Raw genomic sequence first — 24,671 nt, forward strand, 5'->3', positions numbered from 1 at the left:
TCCCGGCGCCAACTTGGCTAAAATGCCGACCCTTTTTCCCGATCGTCGCCGGAACCGCCGTGAGCAAAGAACCCGACCGCCTTTTCGCCCAGCCCCTGGCCCAGGTGCCGGACTTCGCCTTCAACGAAGACGTGGTGCGGGTGTTCCCGGACATGATCAAGCGTTCGGTGCCCGGCTACCCGACCATTGTCGAAAACCTCGGCGTGCTCGCCGCGCAGTTCGCTCAGCCGGGCAGCGTGCTCTATGACCTGGGCAGTTCCCTCGGCGCGGTGACCCAGGCCCTGCGCCGGCACGTGCGCACCGACGGCTGCCGGGTGATCGCCGTGGACAACTCCAGCGCCATGGTCGAACGCTGCCGCGAGTACCTCAACGGCCAGGATTCGATGTTCCAGGAGCTGCTGCCGGTGGACGTGGTCGAAGGCGATATCCTCGCCCTGGACTTCAAGCCCGCCTCGGTGGTGGCGCTGAATTTCACCCTGCAATTCATCGCCCCCGAGCAACGCCTCGCCCTGCTCGGCCGGATCCGCCAGGCCCTGCTGCCCGGCGGTGCGCTGATCCTGTCGGAAAAACTGCGCTTCAATGATGCCCGGGAGCATGCGCTGCTCACCGACCTGCATATCGCCTTCAAGCGCGCCAACGGCTACAGCGAACTGGAAATCGCCCAGAAACGCAGTGCCATCGAAAACGTCATGAAGCCCGACAGCCTCGAAGCACACCGCGAACGCCTGCTGGCGGCGGGTTTCTCGAAAGTCGTGCCGTGGTTCCAGTGTCTTAACTTTGCCTCGTTGATTGCCCTGCCATGATTGATCTGTCACCCCTCGCCCGCCGCCTGGCGCATACCCCGCTGGCCGACTGGGCCAACGGCTTGCAGGCCCGACTCGATACCCGGATGGAGAAAGGCCATGGCGACCTGGAGCGCTGGCAGAGTGCGCTCGACGCCTTGCCGAAGATCCAGCCGAGCCACGTCGACCTGCTCAACGGGCTGACCCTCGACAGCGACTGCGACGACGCCACGCGCGTGCAGATGCGCACCGCCCTGATGGGCCTGAGTCCATGGCGCAAGGGCCCGTTCGACCTGTTCGGCGTGCATGTCGACACCGAATGGCGTTCGGACTGGAAATGGTCGCGGGTCGCCCCGCACCTGGACCTCAAGGGCAAGCGCATCCTCGATGTCGGCTGCGGCAACGGCTACTACATGTGGCGCATGCTCGGCGCCGGTGCCGACACGGTGATCGGGGTCGACCCGAACTGGCTGTTCTTCTGTCAGTTCCAGGCGGTCCAGCGCTACCTGTCGCAGCCCGCGGCGTGGCACCTGCCATTCCCCTTCGAGGACTTGCCGGCCAACCTGGAAGGTTTCGACACGGTGTTTTCCATGGGCGTCTTCTACCATCGGCGCTCGCCCATCGAACACCTGCTGGCGCTCAAGGACTGCCTGGTCAAGGGCGGCGAACTGGTGCTGGAAACCCTGGTGGTGGAAGGCGACGCGAACCAGGTACTGGTGCCGGAGGATCGTTATGCACAGATGCGCAATGTCTGGTTCCTGCCCTCGGTGCCGGCGCTGGAGCGCTGGTTGCGGCGTGCCGGATTCAGCGATGTGCGTTGCGTGGATGTGAGCGTGACCACGGTGCAGGAGCAGCGCGGTACCGAGTGGATGAAGTACCAGTCACTGAGCGACTTCCTCGACCCCGAAGATCACGGCAAGACCATCGAAGGGCTGCCAGCGCCGATGCGCGCGGTGATCGTCGCCCGCAAATAGACGAAACTGCACAGCGTCTGGCAAGCCCGGCTCCAGCAAGGGACCTTGCATGGTCAGGGTTTGCCGCGGCGGGCCTTGAAGAACTCGCTGAGGATCGCCCCGCACTCCTGCGCCAATACCCCGCCTTCGAACAGCACCCGGTGATTGAGAAAATCCTGGGTGAAGAACTGCCCCTGGCTCTGCACGATTCCCGCCTTGGGCTCCAGCGCGCCATAGACCACCCGGGCGATGCGCGAATGCACGATCAGCCCGGCGCACATGCTGCACGGCTCCAGGGTCACGTAGAGGGTGCTGCCCGGCAGACGGTAGTTGCTCGCCGCCTGGGCCGCCGCCCGGATGGCGACCATCTCGGCATGGGCGCTGGGATCGCTGCCACTGATCGGGCAGTTGAAGCCGCGCCCGATGATCTCGCCGTCCTGGACCAGCACCGCGCCCACCGGCACCTCGCCCAGCGCAGCGCCCTCGGCCGCCAGCAGCAGGGCCTCGCGCATGAAATCCTGGTCACGGCTGCGATCGATGATCGCGGCAGGGCGAATCTGGCGCATCACGCCACCTCGATGGCGGCCATCAGGCCGGTTTCCATGTGGTCGATCACATGGCAATGGAACATCCACACCCCCGGATTATCCGCCACCAGGGCCACCCGCGCGCGCTCGTTCTTGCCCAGCAGGTAGGTATCGGTGAAGTACGGGGTGATCGTCTTGCGATTAGAGGCAATGACCTTGAAGCTCATGCCGTGCAAGTGGATCGGATGCTGATACTGGGTCATGTTCTTCAATTCGAAAATGTAGCTCTTGCCCTTCTCCAGCTTGGCGATGGGCCGGTCGGCGCAGGTCTTGTCCGTGATGTCCCAGGCCTTGCCGTTGATCTGCCAGAGGCTTGGCGGGCGGCCATTATCGACATTCACCGAGACCGAGCCAACCCATTCGAAATTGAAGTTGAGCTTCTCGGCATTCGCCAGGTCCGGTTCGGCGATCGGGTTGGCCGGCAGCGCCGCCGGCCACTCGGTCGGGGCGTCGGCGTTGGCCACCGAACGGAAGGTGCCGAGCCGCACCGGGCCATTGCGCAGGGACAGTTCCTCGCCCGCCGCCGGGGCCTTGATCGCCAGGCAGATGCGCATGCCCGGCCCAAGCCAGTATTCCTTGCCCAGGGGGCGTGGGGCCACGGGGTTGCCGTCCAGGGCATAGATCTGCGCTTCGGCGCCCGGGATATTGATGCGGTAGGTCAGGGTGTTATCGAGGTTGAGCAGGCGCACGCGGGTGATCTGCCCGGCCGGCAGGTCGACCACGGCCTGCGGCGTGCCATTGATGGTCGCCAGTCGTCCGGCCGTGCCGCCCCGCGCCGCTTCCCGGGGGATGCTGAAGGGCACGAACGCGCCTTCTTCATCGACATGCCAGCTTTTCAGGCTGAGGGTGCGCTCGTAGCGAAAACCGGTGGGCTCGCGCTCCTCGACGATCAACGGACCGACCAGCCCGCGACCCAGTTCCTCGCTGCTGTTGACGTGGGGGTGGTACCAGTAGCTGCCGGCATCCGGCACGCGGAACTTGTAGTCGAAATACTCGCCCGGCAATACCGGCAGTTGCGACACGTAGGGCACCCCGTCCATTTCCAGCGGCAGGCGGATGCCGTGCCAGTGAATGGTGGTGGCGACCGGCAGGTGGTTGATGAACCGCACCCGCAGCCACTCGCCCTGACGGACCCGCAGCTCGGTGCCCGGGGCCGAGGGACCGAAGGCCCAGGCCGGGGTCTGGTGCCCGGCCACCAGCTCGACATCCAGCGGCGCGGCGATCAATTCGTAGTCATGACCGGCCTCGGCGTCGGCCCTCTTCCCCAGCCAGTACCGCGATGCACCGCCGGCGCCCACGCCTACCACTGCCAGACCGACCAGGCCACCGAGTATTTGCCGACGGGAAAAAGACATGAACCCAACCACCTCACCGAATCAACCGCGGGCCCGGAGCCCACAAAAGGCGAATACGATACACCCGCAGTTGAGAAACAGTAAGGGCGGGGTGGCGATGGGCCGCAGCCGTGTTGGGTCAGTGAGGCCCTGTTTGCTGGCAAGCCAGCTCCCACAGGTATCCCGTCATCAACAAACCTGGAGTACCACGCGAACCTTGTGGGAGCCGGCTTGCCGGCGAAGACGTCAGTCCAGCCCCACTAGTAAATGCACCACGCCACCGGGCAATGTCATCACTCCAGGCACGCCGGCCGCCCGCAGGGCCTGTTGATCGAGGCGGGTCGCATCCTGCAACTCGACCCGCAACCGTGTCAGCGCCACCCGCTGCCGGGACTTGAGATTGGCTGCTCCACCCAGGGCCGCCAGGATCGGCGCGGCCAGTTCCTCCTGCGGAGCCGCCGCACTGGCGAGCGTCGACCGGTCTTCCACCAGATCCGGGGTCAGGGCCTTCCAGAACGCCCGCTTCAATGTATCGAACATGTTCAGTTCTCCAGGACCGGCGCGGCCGCCGTTGCTTGTTGATGAAGGCGCAGCAGCTCGCGGACCTGTTCCGCGCTTTCCTGGCCGAGAATCCGTTGTGCCAGGACCTGGCACTCATCCAGGTTGACCTCGCGTATCGCCGCCTTGATCGACGGGATCAACGGCACGCTGACCGACAACTCATCCACACCCAGCCCCAGCAGGGCCGGCACCGCCAGCGCCTCGGAGGCCAGCGCGCCGCAAACCCCGACCCACTTGCCATGGGCATGGGCGGCCTTGACGGTGGTGGCGATCAGGCGCAGCACCGCCGGATGCAGGCTGTCGGCCTGGCTCGCCAGCTGCGGATGATCACGGTCCATCGCCAGGGTGTACTGCGTCAGGTCGTTGGTGCCGACGGAGAAGAAATCCACTTCCGGGGCAAACAGGTCGGCCATCAGGGCCGCCGAAGGCACCTCGATCATGATCCCCAGTTTCGGCAGTTCGCCCAGCCCCAATGCACGCGCTTCCTCGACCAGGAACTGCCGGGCCTGACGCAATTCGGACAACTGGGTGATCATCGGCAGCATGATGTGCAGCCGGGTCTGCCCGGCGCAGGCGAGGATCGCCCGCAATTGCTGGCGCAGCAGTTCAGGACGCTGCAGACACAGGCGAATGCCGCGCATGCCGAGGAACGGGTTGGCCTCGCTGTCCATCGGCACATAGGCCAGCGGTTTGTCACCGCCGACATCGAGGGTGCGCACCACCAGGTTGCGTTCCGGCCCCAGCGCCCGGGCGATCGCCGAATAGGTCGCGCCCTGTTCCTCGATACTCGGCGCACTGCTGCGATCGAGATAGAGAAACTCCGAGCGCAGCAAACCGACGCCTTCACCGCCCAGGGTCAGCGACTGCTCCACTTCTTCCAGGGAAGCGACGTTGGCCGTCACCTCGACATGATGGCCATCGCGGGTACGCGCGGCCTGGTGCGATTGCTCGGTTTCGCGCTGGCGACGCTGGCGCTGTTGCTGGCGCTTGACCAGCAACTGCTGGACGTCCGCCTCCTCGGGCTTGAGGTGCAGTTGCCCAAGGTCGGCATCCAGCAGCACCTGGGTACCGCTGGCAATGTTCAGCACCTGCGCCGGCAACCCGCACAACGCCGGCAGGCCAAAGGCCCGGGCGAGGATCGCGACATGGCTGGTGGCCCCACCGCCGACCGTGGCGAAACCCAGCACCTTGCGGGTATCGAGCCCGGCGGTCTGCGAGGGCGTCAGCTGGTCGGCGATCAGGATCGCATCGTCCGGCAACTCCGCCGCCTGTTCCTGGACACCCAGGATCAAGCGAAGCACACGCTGGCCGACATCCATCAGGTCCAGGGCCCGCTCGGCGAGCAGTTCGCTGCCGAGGCGCTTGAACAGGGCCGCGGTCTCTTCGGTGGCCGCACGCCAGGCGAAGGCCGCGCTCTTGCCCTGGACCACCAGCAACTGGGCCTGTTCCAGCAGGCTCGGGTCTTCCAGCAGCTCCTGGTGGGCCCGGAAAATCTGCGCCTGGGCGCTGCCGACCGCATTGTCCTGCAAGGTCTGCAGGGCCAGGGTCGCCTCCGTCAAGGCGCGTTCGAGGGTGGCCCGCTCGTGAGCCTCGCCGGCACCGGCTTCCTGGATATTCAGGACCTGCTCGGAGACCTGCACCACCTTGCCGAAGGCCGAGCCCGGTGAAGCGCAGACGCCCCGCAACAGGGTCGCGGACGACGCCTCGGGAGCCTCGAAGGTTTCCCCGGCGGTTTCGGCCGCGGTGGTTTCGCCACAGCCTTCGGTGATCAGCGCAGTCAGCGCATCGAGGGCAGCCTGGGCATCCTCGCCGACGGCACTGACCTGCAGTACATCGCCCTGGACAGTCTGCAAGGCCATGATCGCCACCAGCGACTTGGCATTGGCGCTGTCCTGGCGTTTGTGCAGATGGATGCTGGCGGCAAAACCTTTCGCCGCCTGGGCCAGCACCGCCGCCGGCCGGGCATGCAGGCCATTGGCATTGGGCAGGCTCAGGGGCCGGGAGAACAACGCCTCGCCCTCTTCTTCCACGGCCCCGACGCTGCTCGTCTGCGCCGGGCTCAAGCTCAGCAGCGGCTGGCCACTTTCGACCAGGCCGTCGTCGGGCACCAGCAGGGTAAAGGGCTCACCGCTGACCACCAGCACCAGGGTCAGCAGGCTGCGGGCATGCAGCACCAGATAGTCCGCATCGAACTCGATCAGTACCTGCCCGGCCTGCACCTGCTCGCCTTCGCGAACCCGCGCGGTGAAGCCCTTGCCCGCCAGGTTCACGGTATCCAGGCCGATATGCATCAGCACCTGCACGCCACGCTCATCGGTGATGCTGATGGCATGCCCGCTGTCCTGGACATTGCTGATCACCCCGGCCAGCGGTGCACAGAGCACGCTGGAGGTCGGATCGATGCACAGGCCATCACCGATCAGGCGACTGGAAAACACCGGATCGGGGACCCGGTCCAGCGGCATCAGCAGCCCTGACAGCGGCGCCAGCAGTTCCAGGGAAGGGGTTGCGGTCATGACATCACCTTTTATCGTTGTTCTTTGAAACGCCGGCAGAGCAACTGCCCCGCCAGCATGGACTTATTTCCACCAGTACTCGACCTGCACGCCGAAGTTGGCGCCATTGAGCGCGTTGCCGAAAGCGCCGGTATCCGACAGCGCGGAGCCCGCCGCCAACTCGTTGGCCGCCCGCTGCGCCGCCTTGTTCCAGCTGGCGTAGGTGTAGTAGAGACGGACCTCGGGACGCGCCCAGAAATCCGGGCCCTTGGGTGACCAGGTCGGCGCGAAGGTAAACTTGCTGAGCTTACGGGTACCGCCCGGTGCCTCGACCTGATCGTGGCCCAGTTCGGTGACCAGCTTGAATTGTTCGGTGATGGCGTAGGAAGGACGCACGCCGAGGGACATCCAGGTCTGATCCTGGCCATCGGGACGAATATCCTTCTGATAGACCGCCTCGACCTGCCCGCCAAAACGCGGCGTCACCTGCCAGTCGAAGAACTCCACGGCACGGTAGCTCTTGTTGCTGGTATCCAGGTGCGGATCGCCGGTGTAGCCCAGGCCGGTGCCCGGCCCCTCGCCGTATTGCAGGGCGAACTTGTTCTTGCCGCCGAGGAAGTTCTTCTGCACATGCTGCGCGGTGATCGCCCAGCCCTGGTGGGTATCGCGACGCTGGGGCGCATCGATGTAGCTGAAGCCGAATTCCAGCTCGCCATCGGTATTGGTCTTGAAGCCGGCGACGTTGAAGTCATGGCGATTGATATAGTCCTTCTGGTACAGGTTGTCCTTGCGCGAAAAGGCATAGCTGTACTTCAGGTCGCCGATCAGCACATCCTCGATACCACCGCCGGTGGCGCTCTGGTTCCAGTAGTAGAAGTCGGAGATGTGGATATCGTTTCGCTTGTAGTAACGACGCCCCGCCCACAGGGAACCACCATTGAGCGAGGGCATGTTCGACCATTGCGCATACATCTGCGGCATGCGCGCCGAACCGTGGTCATCGCCCTGGAAACGCAGGTCGCGATCGTACTTGTTATAGAGCGATGCCATGGCATCGACACTGAATACCGAGCCATCGTCGAGGGTCAGCAGATCCTGACGCAGCTCCAGCTCCGCGTATTGCTCACACTCGTTGCCGAGGCGGTATTTGGCCTGCGCCCCCGGTAACTGGAAACAGCTTTGCGAACTGCTGTTGACCGAGCTCCCCAACCCGCTGCGCAAGTACCCGGCGAACTCCAGGGCCTGGGCCGAGAACGGCAGGCCCAGGCAGACGCAGGACACCACAAGGTTTCGATTTATTATTGTTTTCATGAACCACCCCATTATTTTTATTGTGATCAATGCTCGATTGTCGGGCGCAGCCTCCCCGCGCACGATGTGATGCGAACTGCGTTGTACGAACGATATTTCCTATTTTTCTGACAGATGCAGCGCAAAAGACTCATAGGGCCGCAGGAACAATTCGCGACCGCGCGCGGGACAATCCTGATAGTTGCTGATCACCAGGCGCTGCTCCTGCCCCTGGCTGAAGACCCCTTCCGGCAGTTGAACCTCACAGCTGTCGGCATAGAAGTTGTTGACGATCAGCAGGCGCTCGCCCTGCCCTTCGCGCACATAGGCCCAGACCCGCGGGTGCTCGGGCAGCAACTGGCGATAGACCCCTTCGACCATCAGCGCTTCGGTACGGCGCAAGGCCACCAGGCTGCGGTAGTGGTGCAGGACCGAATCCGGGTCGTCGAGTTGTTGTTCGACGTTGATCTGCGCCGCATTCGCAGGCACGCCGATCCATGGCTGCACCGAACTGAAACCGGCGTTCGGGCCGGCGCTCCACTGCATCGGCGTACGGCCGTTGTCGCGGGACTTCTGCATGATCGCCGCCATGCTCTGCGCTTCGGACTCGCCGGCTTCACGCTTGATGCGGTAGATATTCAGGGTCTCGACATCGCGGTACTGATCGATGTGGTCGAACCCGGGATCGGTCATGCCCAGTTCTTCACCCTGGTAGATGTAGGGCGTGCCCTGGAGAAAGTGCAGCGCGGTGGCGAGCATCTTCGCCGAGACCGTGCGGTACTCGCCGTCATCGCCAAAGCGCGAGACCACCCGCGGCTGATCGTGGTTACACCAGAACAGGGCATTCCAGCCGCCTCCGGCCTGCATGCCGACCTGCCAGTCGGACAGGATGCGCTTGAGCTGGAGGAAATCGAAGTCGGCGTGCACCCACTTTTCCATGTTCGGGTAATCGACCTTCAGGTGATGGAAGTTGAAGGTCATCGACAACTCGTCCGACTCCGGACGCGAATAACGGATGCAATGCTCCAGGCTGGTGGAGGACATTTCGCCGACATTGATCAGGTCATGGCCGGCAAACACTTCCCGGTGCATTTCCTGCAGGTATTCATGGACGTTCGGGCCATCGGTGTAGAAACGCCGACCGTCCGTGGCGTCCTCGGGAAAGTCCGCCGGCTTGGAGATCAGGTTGATCACGTCGAGGCGGAAACCGCCGACGCCCTTGTCGCGCCAGAAGCGCATCATCTTGAAGACTTCCTGGCGCACCTTGGGGTTGTCCCAGTTGAGGTCGGCCTGGGTGTGGTCGAACAGATGCAGGAAATACTGGCCGGTTTGCGCCTCGTACTCCCAGGCATTGCCGCCGAACTTGGACTGCCAGTTGTTCGGCTGGTCGCGCCAGATGTAGAAATCGCGGTACGGGTTGTCCAGGCTGCTGCGGGCCTGCTGGAACCAGGCGTGCTCGATGGATGTGTGGTTGACCACGATATCGAGCATCAGCTTGATGCCGCGCTTGCCGGCCTCGGCGATCAGCAACTCGCAATCGGCCATGGTCCCGTAGCTCGGGTCGATGGCGTAGTAGTCGCTGATGTCGTAGCCGTTGTCACGCTGTGGCGAACGCAGGAACGGGGTGATCCACAGGCAGTCGACGCCCAGCCACTTCAGGTAGTCGAGCTTGTCGACCACCCCCAGCAGATCGCCGGTGGCCTGGCCTGCATGGCTATGAAAGCTCTTCGGGTAGATCTGGTAGATCACCGAACGTTGCCAGTCTTGCATGGGGAATTCCCTTATCTTCAGAGCGTGTAATCAGTAGGGTTCGGAGCGGGCCGGCACGATCAGGCGACGCGATAGCCAGGGCGGACGATCTTCATGCTCAACCCGCAGGTGAGGACGAAGGGCACGACAATCGCGACCACCATGCCGACGACGAACATCGGGATGAACTGTGGAATGATCGAGATGAAACCCGGCAGGCCGCCGACGCCGATGGCCGAGGCCAGCACCTTGTTCAGCGAAAGGAACACGCTGGCGAGCGCCGAACCGATCAGCGCGGCGTAGAACGGGAACTTGTAGCGCAGGTTGACGCCGAACATCGCCGGTTCCGTGATGCCGAAGTAGGCGGAGATCGCCGAGGTCGAGGCCATGCTGCGGTCGCGGGCATTGCGGCTCATGTAGAACACCGCGAGGGCAGCGCTGCCCTGGGCCAGGTTGGACATGACGATCATCGGCCAGATGAAGGTGCCGCCGTGGCCCGAGATCAGTTGCAGGTCAACCGCGAGGAACATGTGGTGCATGCCGGTGATCACCAGCGGCGCATAGAGCAGGCCGAAGATCGCGCCGCCGAGTGCCGGGGCCACATCGAACAGCCAGACCACGCCTTCGGTGATCAGGATACCCAGGTGACGGGTGACCGGGCCGATGATCGCCAGGGCCAGGACACCGGTGACGACGATGGTGGTGATCGGTACCACGAGCAGTTGAATGGCATTCGGCACCCGCGCCCGCAGCCATTTCTCGATCACGCTCATGACATAGGCGGCCATCAGGATCGGCAGGATCTGCCCCTGGTAACCGACTTTCTCGATGCGGAACCAACCGAAGATATCGAAGTACGGCAGGCTCTGGCCGTCCAGGCCGGCGACCGCCTTGCCATAGTTCCAGGCGTTGAGCAGGTCCGGGTGGACCAGCATCAGGCCGAGGACGATACCGAGGATCTCGCTGCCGCCAAAGCGCTTGGCCGCCGACCAGCCGACCAGGGCCGGCAGGAACACGAAGGAGGTGTTGGCCATGAGGTTGATCAGGCTCCACAGGCCGTCCAGCGACGGGTAGGCCTCGAGCAGCGTCTTGCCATCGATGAACATGCCCTTGGCGCCCATGAGGTTGTTCACCCCCATCAGCAGGCCGGCAATGATCAGCGCCGGCAGGATCGGCATGAACACATCGGAGAACACCCGCACCAGGCGTTGCATGGCGTTGGTCTTGTCCGCGCCCTTCTGCTTGACGTCGGCAATGGTCGATACCGCCAGGCCCGTGAGCTCGCGCAAGGCGGCGTAGACCTTTTCCACTTCGCCCGGACCGATGACGACCTGGAACAGGCCACCGGTAAAGAACGAACCCTTGACCAGGTCGATGCCGGACAAGGTGGCCTTGTCGACTTTACTCGGGTCCTTGAGCGCCAGCCGCAGGCGGGTGACACAGTGAGCGGCCTGCTCGAGGTTTTCAGCACCACCGAGGCTCTGCAGCAGCTCGCGGGCGATATTCGGATAGTCGTGGCTCATGCTTTTTCTTCCGCTGTTTCTTGTTATTGGAAATGGTTGGCAGCACACAGAAACAAAAAATACTCGTCTGTACGAGTTAAAGCAACAACTCGTCTGTACGAGTTGAGCGTTTCTTGGTAAATGATCCGACAAATGGACAAACCCTCGACCTGCCCTTAAGGTTCCATGCCTTGGGACACCACGCCCGCTACGCTATTAGTCGGCGACTTCCGATCCAGAGCGAACACCATGAGCAAATACAACCAGATCTACAGCGATCTGCTTGCCAGCATCACCACCGAGCAGTTGGAGAAAGGCGCCCGGCTGCCTTCGGAAACCGAACTGATGGACAGCTACCAGGCCAGTCGCGGCACGGTGCGCAAGGCCATCGAGCAATTGCAGGAACGCGGGTTTGCCCAGAAGATCCATGGCAAGGGCACCTTCGTGCTGTCACGCAGCCCGATCGAATTCCAGCTCGGCGGCATCGTCAGCTTCCAGGAAGCCCATTCGAGCATGGGCAGCAATATCGGCACCGAAGTGGTGGAGTTCAGCGAAATCCCGCTGGCCGGCGCCCTGCAGGAGCGCCTGCAGGCCGAGCCCGGCAGCCTGGTGATCCGCATCAAGCGGGTGCGACGCATTGATGGCAAGCGGATCATCCTCGACATCAACCATTTCGTCGCCGACCTGATTCCCGGCCTGACCCGGGACATTGCCGAGCACTCGATCTACGCCTATATCGAGCAGACCCTGCAACTGAGCATCAGTTTCGCCCAGCGCACCATCGAAGCGGCGCGCTGCAGCAAGGACGACCAGCAGCACCTGGACCTGGACGGCGCCAGCCACGTGATCGTGGTGAAGAACCAGACCTTCCTCCAGGACGGCCGGCAATTCGAATACACCGAGTCGCGGCATACCCTGGACAAGTTCTACTTCTCCGACGTCGCCCGACGCTGATACGAACCGGGCAGCCAGGTCCTGACGGTGTGGTGGCCCTGTTGGGCCCTTCAGGGCAGCGGACAGAGAACTCACACCTTGGAAAGATCGCTCGTCCACTGCGCCAGGAAGTCCGTGATCTTTTCCTCGACGCGACTCGCGATGGTTGGCAATCGCAGCAACGGTATACCGCTCTTGCTCAAAATGCTGTTTTTCAACTCGTCCCGTGCAGCCTGGAGTACCGTGTCGTGGTAACCGCCATCGACCTCGATGACACCTAACGGTGTTTTTCCCACTTTGAAATAGAGCACAAAGTCGCAGCTGGCACGATTCGCCATGAAAAGCCGCTCTGCGGGCGTCAGTGCCTGGTTATCCAATGAAACCAGCTGATTCAGGCGAATCTGGGAGTGGAATGTCATTGCCCGACAGGACTCCCGAGATAAAGCTTCACGCAGTAGTTGCGCCACGATCTGCTCGGATTTGTATCGTGAATCGTTTGGCCGCAGCCGGGAGTTGAGCTTCTCAAGCGATTGATCGTATTCCTTGTAGAGCAGATCAAAAGCCGAAATGAGAAGGGATCGGTGAATCTGTTGCTCCCCGGCGTAATACTCCATGTAGCGCACCAGGGCAGCGATATGACCGTTACCTCCGAATACATCGTCACCGGTCACCAGGGTGAAACGGTTCCTGGCTCTCGATACCGCCACATTGACCAGATGAGGATCATCCACGAAAGCAAGGCTTCTCTGGCTGAACTGTTTCTTGTCCAGCACGGTGGAGAAGACGATTTCATCGCACTCACGCCCCTGAAACTTGTGCACGGTGTTTTTTACGAAATCCGCCGGCAGATGCGTCTCTGAAAGAGAAACCTGTGCCCTGTAAGGTGCAATGAATCCCCTGCTGCTTTCAGCGTCCCACTCACTTTCGCCATCCCACTTCAGCATCTCGAGCACTGACTCCATCTCTCTGAAATTGGCATTTCTTCGCGTGTGATTGCCCTTACCGGTGACGAGCAACTGCAATGGTTTCTCACCCGAGTCGCGGGTCATTGGAATCAGTTGGTTGTCGTAGAACTGCTGGTTGCAGAACTGGATGATCCTGGGATGGCAGCGATAATGTTCCTTGAGCAGTGTCATTGGAACCGTGTCGCTGAAAACACTGACGCACGAATCAAGCAGGCTGTATTTTTCGCAATCATAGGCATCGACGGGCGCGGCGATGCCCAGTTTCGCCGGGATGTGCGGCAGTTGCTTGCGGTCCCCAACGACGATGAGATTTCTGGCGCAACCCAACGCCAGTATTCCCGGCACGATATCCTGCTGTGAGGCCTCGTCGATGATGACATAGTCGAGAAGCGCCCCACGACCGATCGAGTTGATGATGGAATGCGTACTGCTACCCAGGATCGGGTAGCGTTTCAGGAATTTATCGAATTTTTTCCGATAGTTTTCCATGTCAAATGCTTCGTGGGCAGTGGCATGCTGCTGGAGATGTTGTTTCAGATGTGCCATCGAAGCGCAGGTCAACTCGTCCAGCAACGCCTTGAACTTACCGCGCTCCAATACTTCCCGGCAGCTCGCCAATTCAGACTTTTTATCCTGTAGTGCCTTCTCGTAGAAATGCAGTTGCAAGGAATAGATCAGGGACTGGCGCTTGTCCCAATTGTCAAAAGGCTTCATGCGCAGGATTCTGAAGTTGAGCAGCAGCTCGACCCTATCCCTGAGCCTGATACGACTCTCGGCAAGGTGGGCCATGTAAACCATCAGCTCCACGCTCTGTTGCGCGGACAGCCTGTACTTTCCCAAGGGAACAGGGGCTGTCGTCATGTTCTCGCGTTGCCATTGCAACAGATACTGCTGCTCTATGGCCAACTCATCGACCTCACCCTGCAGCCGCGCCAGTTCGTTCTGAGCACGAAGAAACTGCTTCAAACCCTGCAAAGTGGCTTGAATATGCGGCATATCAGGGGCGGGGGCGCTGACTGCGGATGGTATAGCAGGGATATCACTGAAAAAAATCTTTCGATTCTCGGTACTCCCCAACTTGGCAACCAGGTACCCCAGTCCGACCTTGCCTAGTTTTTCATAAACGTTTTCCACCGCCGCATTGTTATTCGACAGAATCGCGACCGTTTTTCCGCGTAATAAAATATTGGCGATGATGTTCAATATCGTTTGGGTTTTCCCGGTGCCTGGAGGTCCTTCGACCAGACTGACTTGCGAACTGAAAGCTCGCTCCACCGCATCGAGTTGGCTCTCATTGACTCCGAAGGGGTAGATAAAATTGCCCTCAGATTGCTGCGGGCTGCTTTGTCCCGTGCAATAGGCATGCAGCACGGTGTCGCCATGAGGGAGCACCTGATTCAGCTGGCGTAACACGTTTTCGGCGATGGGTCTGTCCTGGGGCTTCGCCTGCCCCATGCGAATGTTGGCCACAGACACGAAATAGCGAAAAATAGCGTCGTCCTTGAGCGCAGTCTCCGGGACGAACGCAACATCATGTAGCTTGTTGACGTAGCTCTTCTGACTCCCCGGGTATTTAACGACGGCATACTTTTCTCCGTAGATATGCACGCTATCCACAGGGTTGAACTCCGTCTGCTTTTTCTGCATGAGGAGTTTTCCCTGTATGGCCCTGGTAGGGAGAACACGACAATTGCTCAAGGGAAGACTGCGTTTCTCACCCGTGTGGAGATCGCAAGTCAGTATCAACTCTCCACCTTGATCACCCGGCCGTATCTTCCAGTCGCGGAACTTCCCAGTTTGATCTTCACCATCCATGTAGATAGAAATCATATAGCCTTATGCAGAATTGCTCCGAGGAAAGGGATATCACCATGGCGTCAGGATACACCCTGATAATTCCATTTTGATATCACTCAGATATCACGAGCAGCAATACCTTGCAAAGACTCACAGCACCAACGCCAACCACTCCGGGTTCACGGCAGCCAGCTTGCTGGTCGCTTTCGTGAGATTGATAACCTGGGCCGCCTGCGCGGTTTCGATGATCAGTGGATCAAGGTCATAACCGCGGCCGTCGAGCCAACCCAGTACTTCCGCCAGGTGCCAGACAGAGGCACTGCCTTCGTGGACGGCCAGCGGAAAGGACGCCGAATGATTGAGCATGAGTTTGCGCATGTTCTGCCGCGAAACGCCGACGATATCGGCGATATCTGAAAGGCCGACCATATCCGGCAGTACCTCGATGAGCCGAGCGTCAGGAATGGCGCGTTTGACGTCCTGCAAGGCGCTGAGCAGTGCCTGCCTGGCGCTCTCGGCATCCCTGCAGAATTTCAGCGCCAGCTTTCCAGGGATTCCCGAGCCAACGAGCGAGTCATCGCAACCGTTCTCCAGCAGAAGTTCGATCAAGACGTCAGGATCATTGTTTTGCTCCGAGAGCTGGTATCTCAGAGTGAATTCATATTCCTCCATACTTCTACTCCTTAAATATTTCGATCGGAGGCTCATCATCGATACGGTTCAGATCACAGTTATCAATAACCAACCGCAGCTCACGAACATGTCTGTAAACGTTACGCGGAGTGCTATACACGCTCGTCATGCAGAACTCGCCACATCGACACAACCCGCTGTTGAGCGGGCAGTACATTCTGCCCCAAGCATGCGAACCACCCACCTTGATTCGCCAGCCACACTCCTCGGCATGACGCAGTACATTTTCGATCTCCTTGATCGGGTGTCTTGCCCTGGCCATCCATTGCCCCCAGTCTCTCGCCACAGAAAAAAGTTGTCAATTGACAACCAAGCCCGTTTATCGAAAAAAAATGACTCGAGCGACGCTTCAACCCGGCGCTCATTTCTTGAGTGTAGGGAGACAGAAAACCCAGTTGGATCAATGTGTTTGCGGGATATTGCGCGGGTAGAAACGCCGAATTTCCTTACCGCCTGAAACGAAAAAGGCGGTCATACCGAGGTATGACCGCCCTTGCTTTCAACGCTTGAGGCCTATATCACGCGGGGATCATTCCCACTCGATGGTTGCCGGCGGCTTGCTCGACACGTCGTAGGTGACGCGGGAGATGCCTTCGATCTCGTTGATGATCCGGCCGCTGACGGTTTCCAGCAGTTCGTACGGCAGGTGTGCCCAACGGGCGGTCATGAAGTCGATGGTTTCCACCGCGCGCAGGGCCACGACCCAGGCGTAACGACGACCGTCACCGACCACACCCACCGATTTCACCGGCTGGAACACCACGAAAGCCTGGCTGACCTTGTGGTACCAGTCGGCCTTGCGCAGTTCTTCGATGAAGATATGGTCGGCGCGACGCAGCAGGTCAGCGTATTCCTTCTTCACTTCACCCAGGATCCGCACGCCCAGGCCCGGGCCCGGGAATGGGTGGCGATAGACCATGTCGTACGGCAGGCCGAGTTCCAGGCCGAGGCGACGGACCTCGTCCTTGAACAGCTCGCGCAGCGGCTCGACCAGCTTGAGGTTCATCTCTTCCGGCAGGCCACCGACGTTGTGGTGGGACTTGATCACGTGGGCCTTGCCGCTTTTTGCGCCAGCCGACTCGATCACGTCCGGGTAGATGGTGCCCTGGGCCAGGTACTTGATGTTGTCCAGCTTGCAGGATTCGGCATCGAACACGTCGATAAAGGTCCGGCCGATGATCTTGCGCTTCTTCTCCGGGTCGGACTCGCCGGCCAGGTTGTTCAGGAACTGTTCTTCGGCGTTGGCGCGGATCACCTTGACGCCCATGTTCTCGGCGAACATGGCCATCACTTGCTCGCCTTCGTGCAGGCGCAGCAGGCCGTTGTCGACGAAGACGCAGGTCAGCTGGTCGCCGATGGCCTTGTGCAGCAGGGCCGCAACCACCGAGGAGTCGACACCGCCAGACAGGCCCAGCAGGACGTTGTCGGTCCCCACCTGGGCACGCACCTGGGCGATGGCGTCTTCGGCGATCTTCGACGGGGTCCACAGCGCTTCACAGCCACAGATATCGAGGATGAAGCGCGACAGGATACGACCGCCCTGCTTGGTGTGGGTCACTTCCGGGTGGAACTGCACGCCGTAGTAACGCAGGTCGTCGTTGAACATGCCGGCAATCGGGCAGCTCGGGGTGCTGGCCAGGATGTGAAAGTCTTCCGGCATGCGGGTGACCTTGTCACCGTGGCTCATCCAGACGTCGAGACCGAACAGGCCGTCGGCGTCGACGTGGTCTTCGATGCCGTCCAGCAGGCGGCTCTTGCCGACCACATCGACACGGGCATAACCGAATTCACGCAGCTCGGAACCTTCGACCTTGCCGCCCATCTGCTCGGCCATGGTCTGCATGCCGTAGCAGATACCGAAGACCGGCACGCCCAGGTCGAACACCGCCTGCGGGCAACGCGGGCTGTTGGCTTCGTGCACGGACTCGGGACCGCCGGCGAGGATGACGCCTTTGGGAGCGAATTCGCGAATCGCTTCGTCGTCCATGTCGAACGGATGCAGTTCGCAGTACACGCCGATTTCACGCACGCGGCGGGCGATCAGTTGGGTGTATTGGGAACCGAAGTCGAGGATCAGGATGCGGTGGGCGTGAATGTCGAGGGCCATGGGTCATTCTCGTCTGTGAAATCAGAAACAACACGGGGCTGTCATCAACAGCCCCGGTTCAAATTCATCAATCGCCTCCAGGTCAGCACCAGGAGGCGATCACTATCAACCTACGCGATAGTTTGGAGCTTCCTTGGTGATCTGCACGTCGTGGACGTGAGATTCGGCCATGCCGGCACCGGTGATGCGCACAAATTCAGGCTTGGTGCGCATTTCCTCGATGTTGGCGCTGCCGGTGTAGCCCATCGAGGAACGCAGGCCGCCCATCAGTTGATGGACGATGGCGGTCAGGGTGCCCTTGTACGGGACGCGACCTTCGATACCTTCCGGCACCAGCTTCTCGGCACCCGCGGAGGAGTCCTGGAAGTAACGGTCGGAGGAACCCTGGGACTGCGACATCGCACCCAGCGAACCCATGCCGCGATAGGCCTTGTAGGAACGCCCCTGGAACAGCTCGATCTCGCCCGGAGCCTCTTCGGTACCGGCGAACATCGAACCCATCATCACGCAGGAGGCACCGGCAACGATGGCCTTGGACAGGTCACCGGAGAAACGGATGCCGCCGTCGGCGATCAACGGGACGCCGGTGCCTTCAAGGGCGGCGGCGACGTTGGCGATGGCGCTGATCTGCGGGACGCCGACACCAGCGACGATACGGGTGGTGCAGATCGAGCCAGGGCCGATACCGACCTTGACCGCATCCGCGCCTGCCTCGGCCAGGGCCTTGGCGGCAGCGCCGGTGGCGATGTTGCCGCCGATCACCTGTACTTCCGGGAAGTTCTGCTTGACCCAGCGAACGCGGTCGATCACACCCTTGGAGTGACCGTGGGCGGTGTCGACCACCACCACGTCGACACCGGCATTGACCAGCGCAGCAACGCGATCAGCTGTGTCCTTGCCGGTACCGACCGCGGCACCGACACGCAGGCGACCCTGGTCGTCCTTGCTCGCCAGTGGCCAGGCCTTGGATTTCTCGATGTCCTTGACGGTCATCATGCCCTTGAGGGCGAACTTGTCGTCGACGATCAGCACTTTTTCCAGGCGGTGCTTGTGCAGCAGCTCGCGGACTTCGTGCTTGTTGGCGCCTTCGCGGACAGTGACCAGGCGCTCTTTGGGCGTCATCACTTCGCGAACCGGGACATCCATGCGGGTTTCGAAACGCACGTCGCGCGAGGTGACGATGCCGACCAGGTCGCCGTCGTGCAGTACCGGCACACCGGAGATGTTGTGCATGCGGGTCAGTTCGAGCAGGTCACGTACCGAGGCATCGGCCTCGATGGTGATCGGGTCCTTGACGACACCGGCTTCGAACTTCTTGACCTTGCGCACTTCGGCAGCCTGCTGCTCGATGGTCATGTTCTTGTGGATGATGCCGATACCGCCTTCCTGGGCCATGGCAATGGCCAGACGGGCTTCGGTCACGGTGTCCATGGCGGCGGAAACCAGCGGAATATTCAGCTCGATGCCACGGGTGAGACGGGTCTTGAGACTGACTTCGTTGGGAAGCACCTCGGAATAACCGGGCACTAGGAGAATGTCGTCGAAGGTCAGAGCTTCTTGGCTGATACGCAGCATCGCGGGGGCTCCCGAGCGGGAAAATGGAAGCGCGCCATTATACTCATACAAGGCCCTGGGCTCAATGTAAACCTTGGCCTATTTACAGCTCGACTTTCACCCAGGCCACCGGCTGGTCCAGCCAGTCGGCGAACTCATCGAGAAAAGCCTGCTTGAAGCCGGCTTCCGCCCAGTTGTTGAAGATGAAACCCAGGTTGGAAAAGCCGCACTCCTGCAGGAACAGGAAACCGTTGATATCGTCTTCGTGCCCGCACAACGGACAGATGAAGTTTTCGGTGCGCCCCGGCATCCAGTCTTCCAGGCTGTCGAACAGGGCCTCGCCGACTTCCTTGCGACACTCGGCACATCCCGCCTCCTCGAGAAAGCCCTTGGCCGGGGTATAGATGCAGCGCTTGGTGATGATCTCCAGGCCGTTGATCGGCTCGCCGAACGGCAACGCCTGGGGATGCAGGACCACCTCGGCGGCACCGGGCGCGATGGCATGGCCCATGCGATTGCCGGTGCGACCGCAGGTGGTGAGTTCTTCCTCGATGATGTTCTTGCGCACCAGCCAGCGCACGATGGCCCGGGCCCTTGGCTCATGGACCGGCAAGGTGGAGATTTTCGGGACAATGATGCTTTGGGAGTTCATGGGGACGGCCTGGAGCGTTTGCGACCCGGCAGCTTAATCCCTGCCACCATCAGGTCAAGTACTGAAATAACGGGTGATCAGGGCGATGCCGCTGGCCAGTACCAGCCAGGTCACCAGGCGCACGAAGGCTTCCCGTGACAGCCGTCGGGTCAGACGTCGGCCGATCCACAACCCCAGCGCCATCGCCGGCAACAAGCACACCGCCAACAGCAACAAGGGTAGCTCGGCATAGACCCCGGCGATCACGAATAGCGACAGACGCACCACCGTGCTGCAACTGATCAGCGCACTTTGCGTGGCCCGCGCCGCATCCTTGGGCAAACGACTGTTGAGATAGATGGCATAGAGAAAACCGCCACTGCCGAACAGCGCCCCGAACATCCCGCCCACGGTGCCCATGGGCACCGCCCAGGCCGCCGCCAACTGCCCGGGGCGGACCTTGATCAGCAGGCTATGGATCGCATAGGCGCTGATGAACAGGCCCATCAACAGTAGCAATACATCGGAATGCAGATTCAGCAGAAAGACCACGCCAAGCGTGCAGCCCACGGCCATGCACGGCAGCAAACGCAGTAACTCGGACCTGGCGACATCCTTGCGTGACGGCAGCAGGTTGCCGAACGCCGCGACAAAATCCAGCAGCACCAGCAACGGCACGATCTTCGACAACGGCATGAACAGGATCAGGATCGGTCCCGCCACCAGCGCCGTACCAAACCCGGCCACGCCAAAGACGATATAGGCCAGGGCAATGCCCAGTTCCACCACCAGCCAGTCGGTGGCACTGAATGGCCATTGGTTCAACAGCGCGACAAGACTCATGAAGAACACTTCCACAATGGGTTCGATTGACTTTAGCCAGTGGCGAGCCTTGCGACTAATATATTCAAAGCCCGCTACTCATCTCGAAAAGGCATGACTTGTGATTTCCACCCGCCAACTGCGCTACTTCGTCGAGATCGCCGAATCCGGCAGCTTCAGTGCGGCCGCCGAACGCTTGTTTATCGCGCAGTCCGCCTTGAGCCGACAGATCAAGGAACTGGAAAACCATTTGCAGACGCCGTTGTTCGAACGCACGGCGCGCCTGCCGCGACTGACCGCTGCGGGCGAAGCCTTCTATCCGCGGGCGAGAAACCTGCTGGGCGAACTGAGCAAGGCCAGCGAGCTGGCTACCCAGGTCGGCAAGGGCCAGCTCGGCACCCTGCGCCTCAGTCATTCGAGTACTGTCCCGATGAGCGGCAGACTGTTGCGGGCAATCAGTCATTTCCTCGAACAGAGTCCGGGGGCATCGATGGATATCGTCAAGCTGTCCTCCGAGGCCCAGTTGGAAGAACTGGCCGAGGGGAGGCTGGATATCGGCCTGCTGCGCCTGCCGGTACTGCGCCAGCGCGAGGGGGTGCAGATCGTGCCGTTGTTCAGCGAGCGGTTGCTCCTGGCGGTGCCGCCGAATCATCCGCTGGCAGACTCGACCGAGGGCATCGACCTGGCGTTGCTGAAGGACGAGGCGTTTATTTCCATTCCTCACCCCCAGCGCGGCGGCTTGAGCTACCTGTCGGCGGAGTTGTGCATGCGCCAGGGCTTCTTTCCCCGAGCTGCCCGGGTGGTATCGCGCAAGACCACCCAGTTGCAGTTGATCCAGGCGGGATTCGGCATCGCCCTGCTGCCCGAGTCGATGCGCGACATTGCGCCGGGCAATATCCATTTCCTGCCCCTCAAGGACCCGGATTGCCAGAGCACCCTGGCCCTCGCCTGTCGGCAGGAGCCGACGCCGCTGGTGGCGCAATTTGTCGAGCGCTTCAGCGAAGACCTGCAACACCCTTGAAAACACCGATAAACCTGTAGGAGCTGGCTTGCCGGCGATGAGGCCCGCAAGCCCTGCTGCGAGCACTCGAACGCCATCGCCAGCAAGCCGGCTCCCACACGGGGAGTGCTCATAGCCATGGAGATTGCCAACCGAATGCCTTTATCATGCGGCCCATGATTAAAGATCCCTTTTCACGCCTGGGCCTCGACCGCGAAGTCCTCACTGTCAGCCAGCTCAACGGCCGCGCGCGGGTGTTGCTGGAAGACGTGTTCAGCAATATCTGGGTCGAAGGCGAAATCTCCAACCTCGCCCGCCCGGCCTCCGGCCACATCTATTTCACCCTCAAGGACAGCGGCGCCCAGGTGCGTTGCGCGCTGTTCCGGCAGAACGCCGCACGCGTGCGCCAGGCGTTGAAGGATGGCCTGGCAGTCAAGGTGCGAGGCAAGGTCTCGCTGTTCGAGGGCCGGGGCGACTACCAGTTGATCCTCGATACCGTTGAACCGGCCGGCGATGGCGCGCTACGCCTGGCGTTCGACGCGCTCAAGGAAAAGCTCGACGCCGAAGGCCTGTTCAGTGCCGAACGCAAGGTTGCCCTGCCCGCTCACCCGCAGCGGATCGGCATCATCAGCTCACCGACCGGCGCGGTGATCCGCGACATCATCAGCGTCTTCCGCCGCCGCGCGCCGCAAGTCGAACTGACCCTGATTCCCACGGCGGTCCAGGGCCGCGAAGCCACGGCGCAGATCGTGCGCGCCTTGAGAATCGCCGATACCAAGGGCTTCGATGCGCTGATCCTGGCCCGTGGCGGCGGCTCGCTGGAAGACCTCTGGTGCTTCAACGAAGAGGCCGTGGCCCGCGCCGTGGATGCCTGCGTAACGCCGATTGTCAGCGCCGTCGGTCATGAAACCGATGTGTCCATCAGCGACTTCGTGGCCGACGTCCGGGCCCCGACGCCTTCGGCGGCCGCGGAACTGCTGGCCCCCGATTCCAGCGACCTGCAACGCCGGGTCGAGAGCCTGCACCGCCGGCTGGTGATGCGTATCCGCGACCGGCTGATGCGCGACCGCCTGCGCCTCGATGGCCTCGCCCGACGCCTGCGCCACCCCGGCGAGCGCCTGCGCCAGCAGGCCCAGCGCCTGGATGACCTGGACATGCGCATGCGCCGGGCGTTCGAACGCCAGCTCAATACCCGCCGGGAAAAACTGCTGCGCCTGGAAACCCGTCTCGCCGGGCAGCATCCGGGACGTCAGCTGGCCCTGCTGCGTCAGCGCCTGGAGAGCCTGTCCGAACGCCTGCCCCGGGCCATGCGCGAAGGTCTCAAGGCCCGGCGCCTGCAACTGCAAAGCCAGGTGCAGACACTTCATGTAGTAAGTCCGTTGGCAACCCTGGGGCGTGGCTACAGTATCCTGCTGGACGAGCGTGGGCAGGCGATCCGCAGTGCCGGGCAGACTCGCCCCGGCCAGCGCCTGAAGGCGAAACTGGCGGAAGGCGAACTGCAGGTGCGAGTCGAAGACAACCACCTGACGCCTGTCACCCTTTCTCTACTGGACTGAATCTCAAGGGACCCGAGCATGCCCCGTTTTCTTGCCGCCCTGCTGGTGCTGGGCCTGGCCTTCAACGCCCACGCGGACAGCTATATCACCCGCCTGCTGAACAAACCCGTGCCCGGTGGCGTGGCCGTGGTCGATCTCGGACCCGCGGCCCAGGCGCCCAAGGCCAGCTACCAGGGCAAACCGGTGCTGGTGGTCAAGGAGCAGAACAACTGGCTGGCGATCGTCGGTATCCCGCTGACCGTCAAACCCGGCAGCCAGCAGATCAGTTCGGGCGATCGCAACCTCGACTTCAGGGTCGGCCCCAAGAAGTATCAGGAACAGCACATCACCCTGAAAAACAAACGCCAGGTCAATCCGAATCCCGAAGACGTCAAACGCATCGATGCCGAAGTGGTCGCACAACTGGCGGCCTATCGCACCTTCAGTCCCGTGTTCCCGAGCAACCTGCTGCTGGACAAACCCGTGAACGGCCCGCTGTCGAGCAAGTTCGGCGTGCGGCGTTTCTTCAATGGCGAAGAACGCAACCCACACGCGGGACTGGATTTCGCCGTGCCCACCGGCACGCCGATCAAGGCACCGGCCGCCGGCAAGGTGATCCTGACCGGCAACTACTTCTTCAATGGCAACACCGTGTTCGTCGATCATGGCCAGGGTTTTATCAGCATGTTCTGTCATCTTTCCAGGATCGATGTCAAAGCAGGCCAGTCACTGGCACGCGGCGCGGTGGTCGGCCTGGTCGGTGCGACCGGGCGGGCGACAGGGCCGCATCTGCACTGGAATATCAGCCTCAATGAAACACGGGTCGATCCGGCGATCTTTATCGGCGCGTTCCAGCCCTGATCCCAAGGACACCACGCCCCCTTGTAGGAGCTGGCTTGCCAGCGATGAGGCCCGCAAGCCCTGCTGCGACTATTCGGACGCCATCGCCAGCAAGCCGGCTCCCACAGATCGGGGCCTCACCGCAGAATATCAGCGTCTCCAGGACTTTGTAGGAGCTGGCTTGCCGGCTCCCACAAGGAGCGCACTCACCGCGCAGACCGGCATCGCGACCAGCAGCACCGCCAAGAAAGATTGCGCAGCGCCAAAATAGTGCGCAATTGTTCTAGACTTTCCGCCACTCACGCAAAATAAAATCTCGTATAAGCCAATTTTACGGGTATTCCTCTCAATTTTTCCCACAGGCTTGCCATCTTTCACCCCAGTGGTTAGGGTTGAAAGCATGAAAACTTCCCACACCCTCATTCAGCGCCGTCAACACCGCAGCCTCTGCCTCGTCAGTGCACGACTGCCGGGCTGAATCGCGGTGCCTCATCCCCAGGTTTTTCCCTGACAACGTTTTACCGGCTGGCCGCCTCTTTTC

The 24,671-nt window shown here is 61.5% G+C and carries 20 protein-coding genes; 6 read left to right on the forward strand and 14 right to left on the reverse strand.

The window, feature by feature from the left end; genetic code table 11:
• The first annotated feature begins 59 nt into the window (after nucleotides 1–59).
• On the forward strand, nucleotides 60–803 hold the full coding sequence (cmoA, locus tag KI243_RS26620; protein ID WP_212810076.1) for a carboxy-S-adenosyl-L-methionine synthase CmoA: 744 nt from the start codon (nucleotides 60–62) through the stop codon (nucleotides 801–803).
• Nucleotides 800–1,756, forward strand: a complete 957-nt coding sequence (cmoB, locus tag KI243_RS26625; protein WP_017123731.1) for a tRNA 5-methoxyuridine(34)/uridine 5-oxyacetic acid(34) synthase CmoB — start codon at nucleotides 800–802, stop codon at nucleotides 1,754–1,756. The genes cmoA and cmoB overlap by 4 nt, the downstream gene beginning before the upstream one ends.
• A 53-nt stretch (nucleotides 1,757–1,809) precedes the next feature.
• Here the strand turns inward: cmoB and tadA are convergent, their stop codons facing one another.
• The 7 genes from tadA to treP all read right to left on the reverse strand — a co-directional run bounded on the left by tadA (nucleotide 1,810) and on the right by treP (nucleotide 11,274).
• Complete coding sequence (tadA, locus tag KI243_RS26630) at nucleotides 1,810–2,301, reverse strand: tRNA adenosine(34) deaminase TadA (protein WP_017123730.1); 492 nt, start codon at nucleotides 2,299–2,301, stop codon at nucleotides 1,810–1,812.
• Nucleotides 2,301–3,677 (reverse strand): multicopper oxidase family protein, encoded by a 1,377-nt coding sequence (locus KI243_RS26635; RefSeq protein WP_042934358.1) that lies wholly within the window; start codon nucleotides 3,675–3,677, stop codon nucleotides 2,301–2,303. Before KI243_RS26635 ends, tadA begins: the two co-directional genes overlap by 1 nt.
• A gap of 225 nt (nucleotides 3,678–3,902) precedes the next feature.
• A complete protein-coding gene (locus KI243_RS26640) occupies nucleotides 3,903–4,196 on the reverse strand; it encodes a PTS transporter subunit EIIB (RefSeq protein WP_212810077.1) in 294 nt (97 codons plus the stop codon).
• A 2-nt stretch (nucleotides 4,197–4,198) separates the two neighbouring features.
• Entirely contained in the window at nucleotides 4,199–6,733 is a 2,535-nt protein-coding gene (ptsP, locus tag KI243_RS26645; protein ID WP_212810078.1) for a phosphoenolpyruvate--protein phosphotransferase, read from the reverse strand.
• A 63-nt stretch (nucleotides 6,734–6,796) separates the two neighbouring features.
• Nucleotides 6,797–8,023 (reverse strand): carbohydrate porin, encoded by a 1,227-nt coding sequence (locus KI243_RS26650; RefSeq protein WP_177108710.1) that lies wholly within the window; start codon nucleotides 8,021–8,023, stop codon nucleotides 6,797–6,799.
• A 99-nt stretch (nucleotides 8,024–8,122) separates the two neighbouring features.
• A complete protein-coding gene (gene treC, locus KI243_RS26655; RefSeq protein WP_017123725.1) occupies nucleotides 8,123–9,772 on the reverse strand; it encodes an alpha,alpha-phosphotrehalase in 1,650 nt (549 codons plus the stop codon).
• A gap of 59 nt (nucleotides 9,773–9,831) precedes the next feature.
• Nucleotides 9,832–11,274 carry a PTS system trehalose-specific EIIBC component gene (gene treP, locus KI243_RS26660; protein WP_177084303.1) on the reverse strand — a complete coding sequence of 481 codons (1,443 nt, stop codon included), beginning with the start codon at nucleotides 11,272–11,274 and terminating at the stop codon, nucleotides 9,832–9,834.
• 228 nt (nucleotides 11,275–11,502) lie between these two features.
• On the opposite strand from treP, the gene treR reads away from it, so the two are divergent.
• Nucleotides 11,503–12,207 (forward strand): trehalose operon repressor, encoded by a 705-nt coding sequence (gene treR, locus KI243_RS26665; protein ID WP_178991488.1) that lies wholly within the window; start codon nucleotides 11,503–11,505, stop codon nucleotides 12,205–12,207.
• Between the two features lie 71 nt (nucleotides 12,208–12,278).
• Here treR and KI243_RS26670 read toward each other — a convergent pair whose 3' ends face one another.
• From KI243_RS26670 to KI243_RS26695, 7 genes are all read right to left on the reverse strand, one after another.
• Nucleotides 12,279–14,981, reverse strand: coding sequence for an AAA domain-containing protein (locus KI243_RS26670; protein WP_212810079.1), 2,703 nt, complete (start codon nucleotides 14,979–14,981; stop codon nucleotides 12,279–12,281).
• A gap of 117 nt (nucleotides 14,982–15,098) precedes the next feature.
• Nucleotides 15,099–15,620 carry a DNA-binding protein gene (locus KI243_RS26675; protein WP_177084295.1) on the reverse strand — a complete coding sequence of 174 codons (522 nt, stop codon included), beginning with the start codon at nucleotides 15,618–15,620 and terminating at the stop codon, nucleotides 15,099–15,101.
• A gap of 4 nt (nucleotides 15,621–15,624) precedes the next feature.
• Nucleotides 15,625–15,903: a hypothetical protein gene (locus KI243_RS33015; protein WP_244861779.1), complete on the reverse strand. Its 279-nt coding sequence runs from the start codon at nucleotides 15,901–15,903 to the stop codon at nucleotides 15,625–15,627.
• A gap of 267 nt (nucleotides 15,904–16,170) precedes the next feature.
• The gene (gene guaA / locus KI243_RS26680) at nucleotides 16,171–17,748 is read right to left on the reverse strand and encodes a glutamine-hydrolyzing GMP synthase (RefSeq protein WP_017123721.1); all 1,578 of its coding nucleotides are present in this window, start codon (nucleotides 17,746–17,748) and stop codon (nucleotides 16,171–16,173) included.
• A gap of 105 nt (nucleotides 17,749–17,853) precedes the next feature.
• Nucleotides 17,854–19,323, reverse strand: coding sequence for an IMP dehydrogenase (gene guaB / locus KI243_RS26685; RefSeq protein WP_017123720.1), 1,470 nt, complete (start codon nucleotides 19,321–19,323; stop codon nucleotides 17,854–17,856).
• A gap of 82 nt (nucleotides 19,324–19,405) precedes the next feature.
• Nucleotides 19,406–19,954: a hypothetical protein gene (locus KI243_RS26690; protein ID WP_017123719.1), complete on the reverse strand. Its 549-nt coding sequence runs from the start codon at nucleotides 19,952–19,954 to the stop codon at nucleotides 19,406–19,408.
• Nucleotides 19,955–20,008: 54 nt separating this feature from the next.
• Nucleotides 20,009–20,776: a sulfite exporter TauE/SafE family protein gene (locus KI243_RS26695; protein ID WP_177084293.1), complete on the reverse strand. Its 768-nt coding sequence runs from the start codon at nucleotides 20,774–20,776 to the stop codon at nucleotides 20,009–20,011.
• A gap of 100 nt (nucleotides 20,777–20,876) precedes the next feature.
• Between KI243_RS26695 and KI243_RS26700 the strand changes: the two genes are divergently transcribed.
• The 3 genes from KI243_RS26700 (at nucleotide 20,877) to KI243_RS26710 (ending at nucleotide 24,151) form a co-directional block, all read left to right on the forward strand.
• The gene (locus KI243_RS26700) at nucleotides 20,877–21,776 is read left to right on the forward strand and encodes a LysR family transcriptional regulator (RefSeq protein WP_017123717.1); all 900 of its coding nucleotides are present in this window, start codon (nucleotides 20,877–20,879) and stop codon (nucleotides 21,774–21,776) included.
• A gap of 155 nt (nucleotides 21,777–21,931) precedes the next feature.
• Nucleotides 21,932–23,311 carry an exodeoxyribonuclease VII large subunit gene (gene xseA / locus KI243_RS26705; RefSeq protein WP_177116428.1) on the forward strand — a complete coding sequence of 460 codons (1,380 nt, stop codon included), beginning with the start codon at nucleotides 21,932–21,934 and terminating at the stop codon, nucleotides 23,309–23,311.
• 18 nt (nucleotides 23,312–23,329) lie between these two features.
• A complete protein-coding gene (locus KI243_RS26710; protein WP_017123714.1) occupies nucleotides 23,330–24,151 on the forward strand; it encodes a peptidoglycan DD-metalloendopeptidase family protein in 822 nt (273 codons plus the stop codon).
• The last annotated feature ends 520 nt before the right edge of the window (nucleotides 24,152–24,671 follow it).

The sequence above is a fragment of the Pseudomonas sp. Ost2 genome, assembly GCF_018326065.1.
Lineage (GTDB): Bacteria > Pseudomonadota > Gammaproteobacteria > Pseudomonadales > Pseudomonadaceae > Aquipseudomonas > Aquipseudomonas gingeri.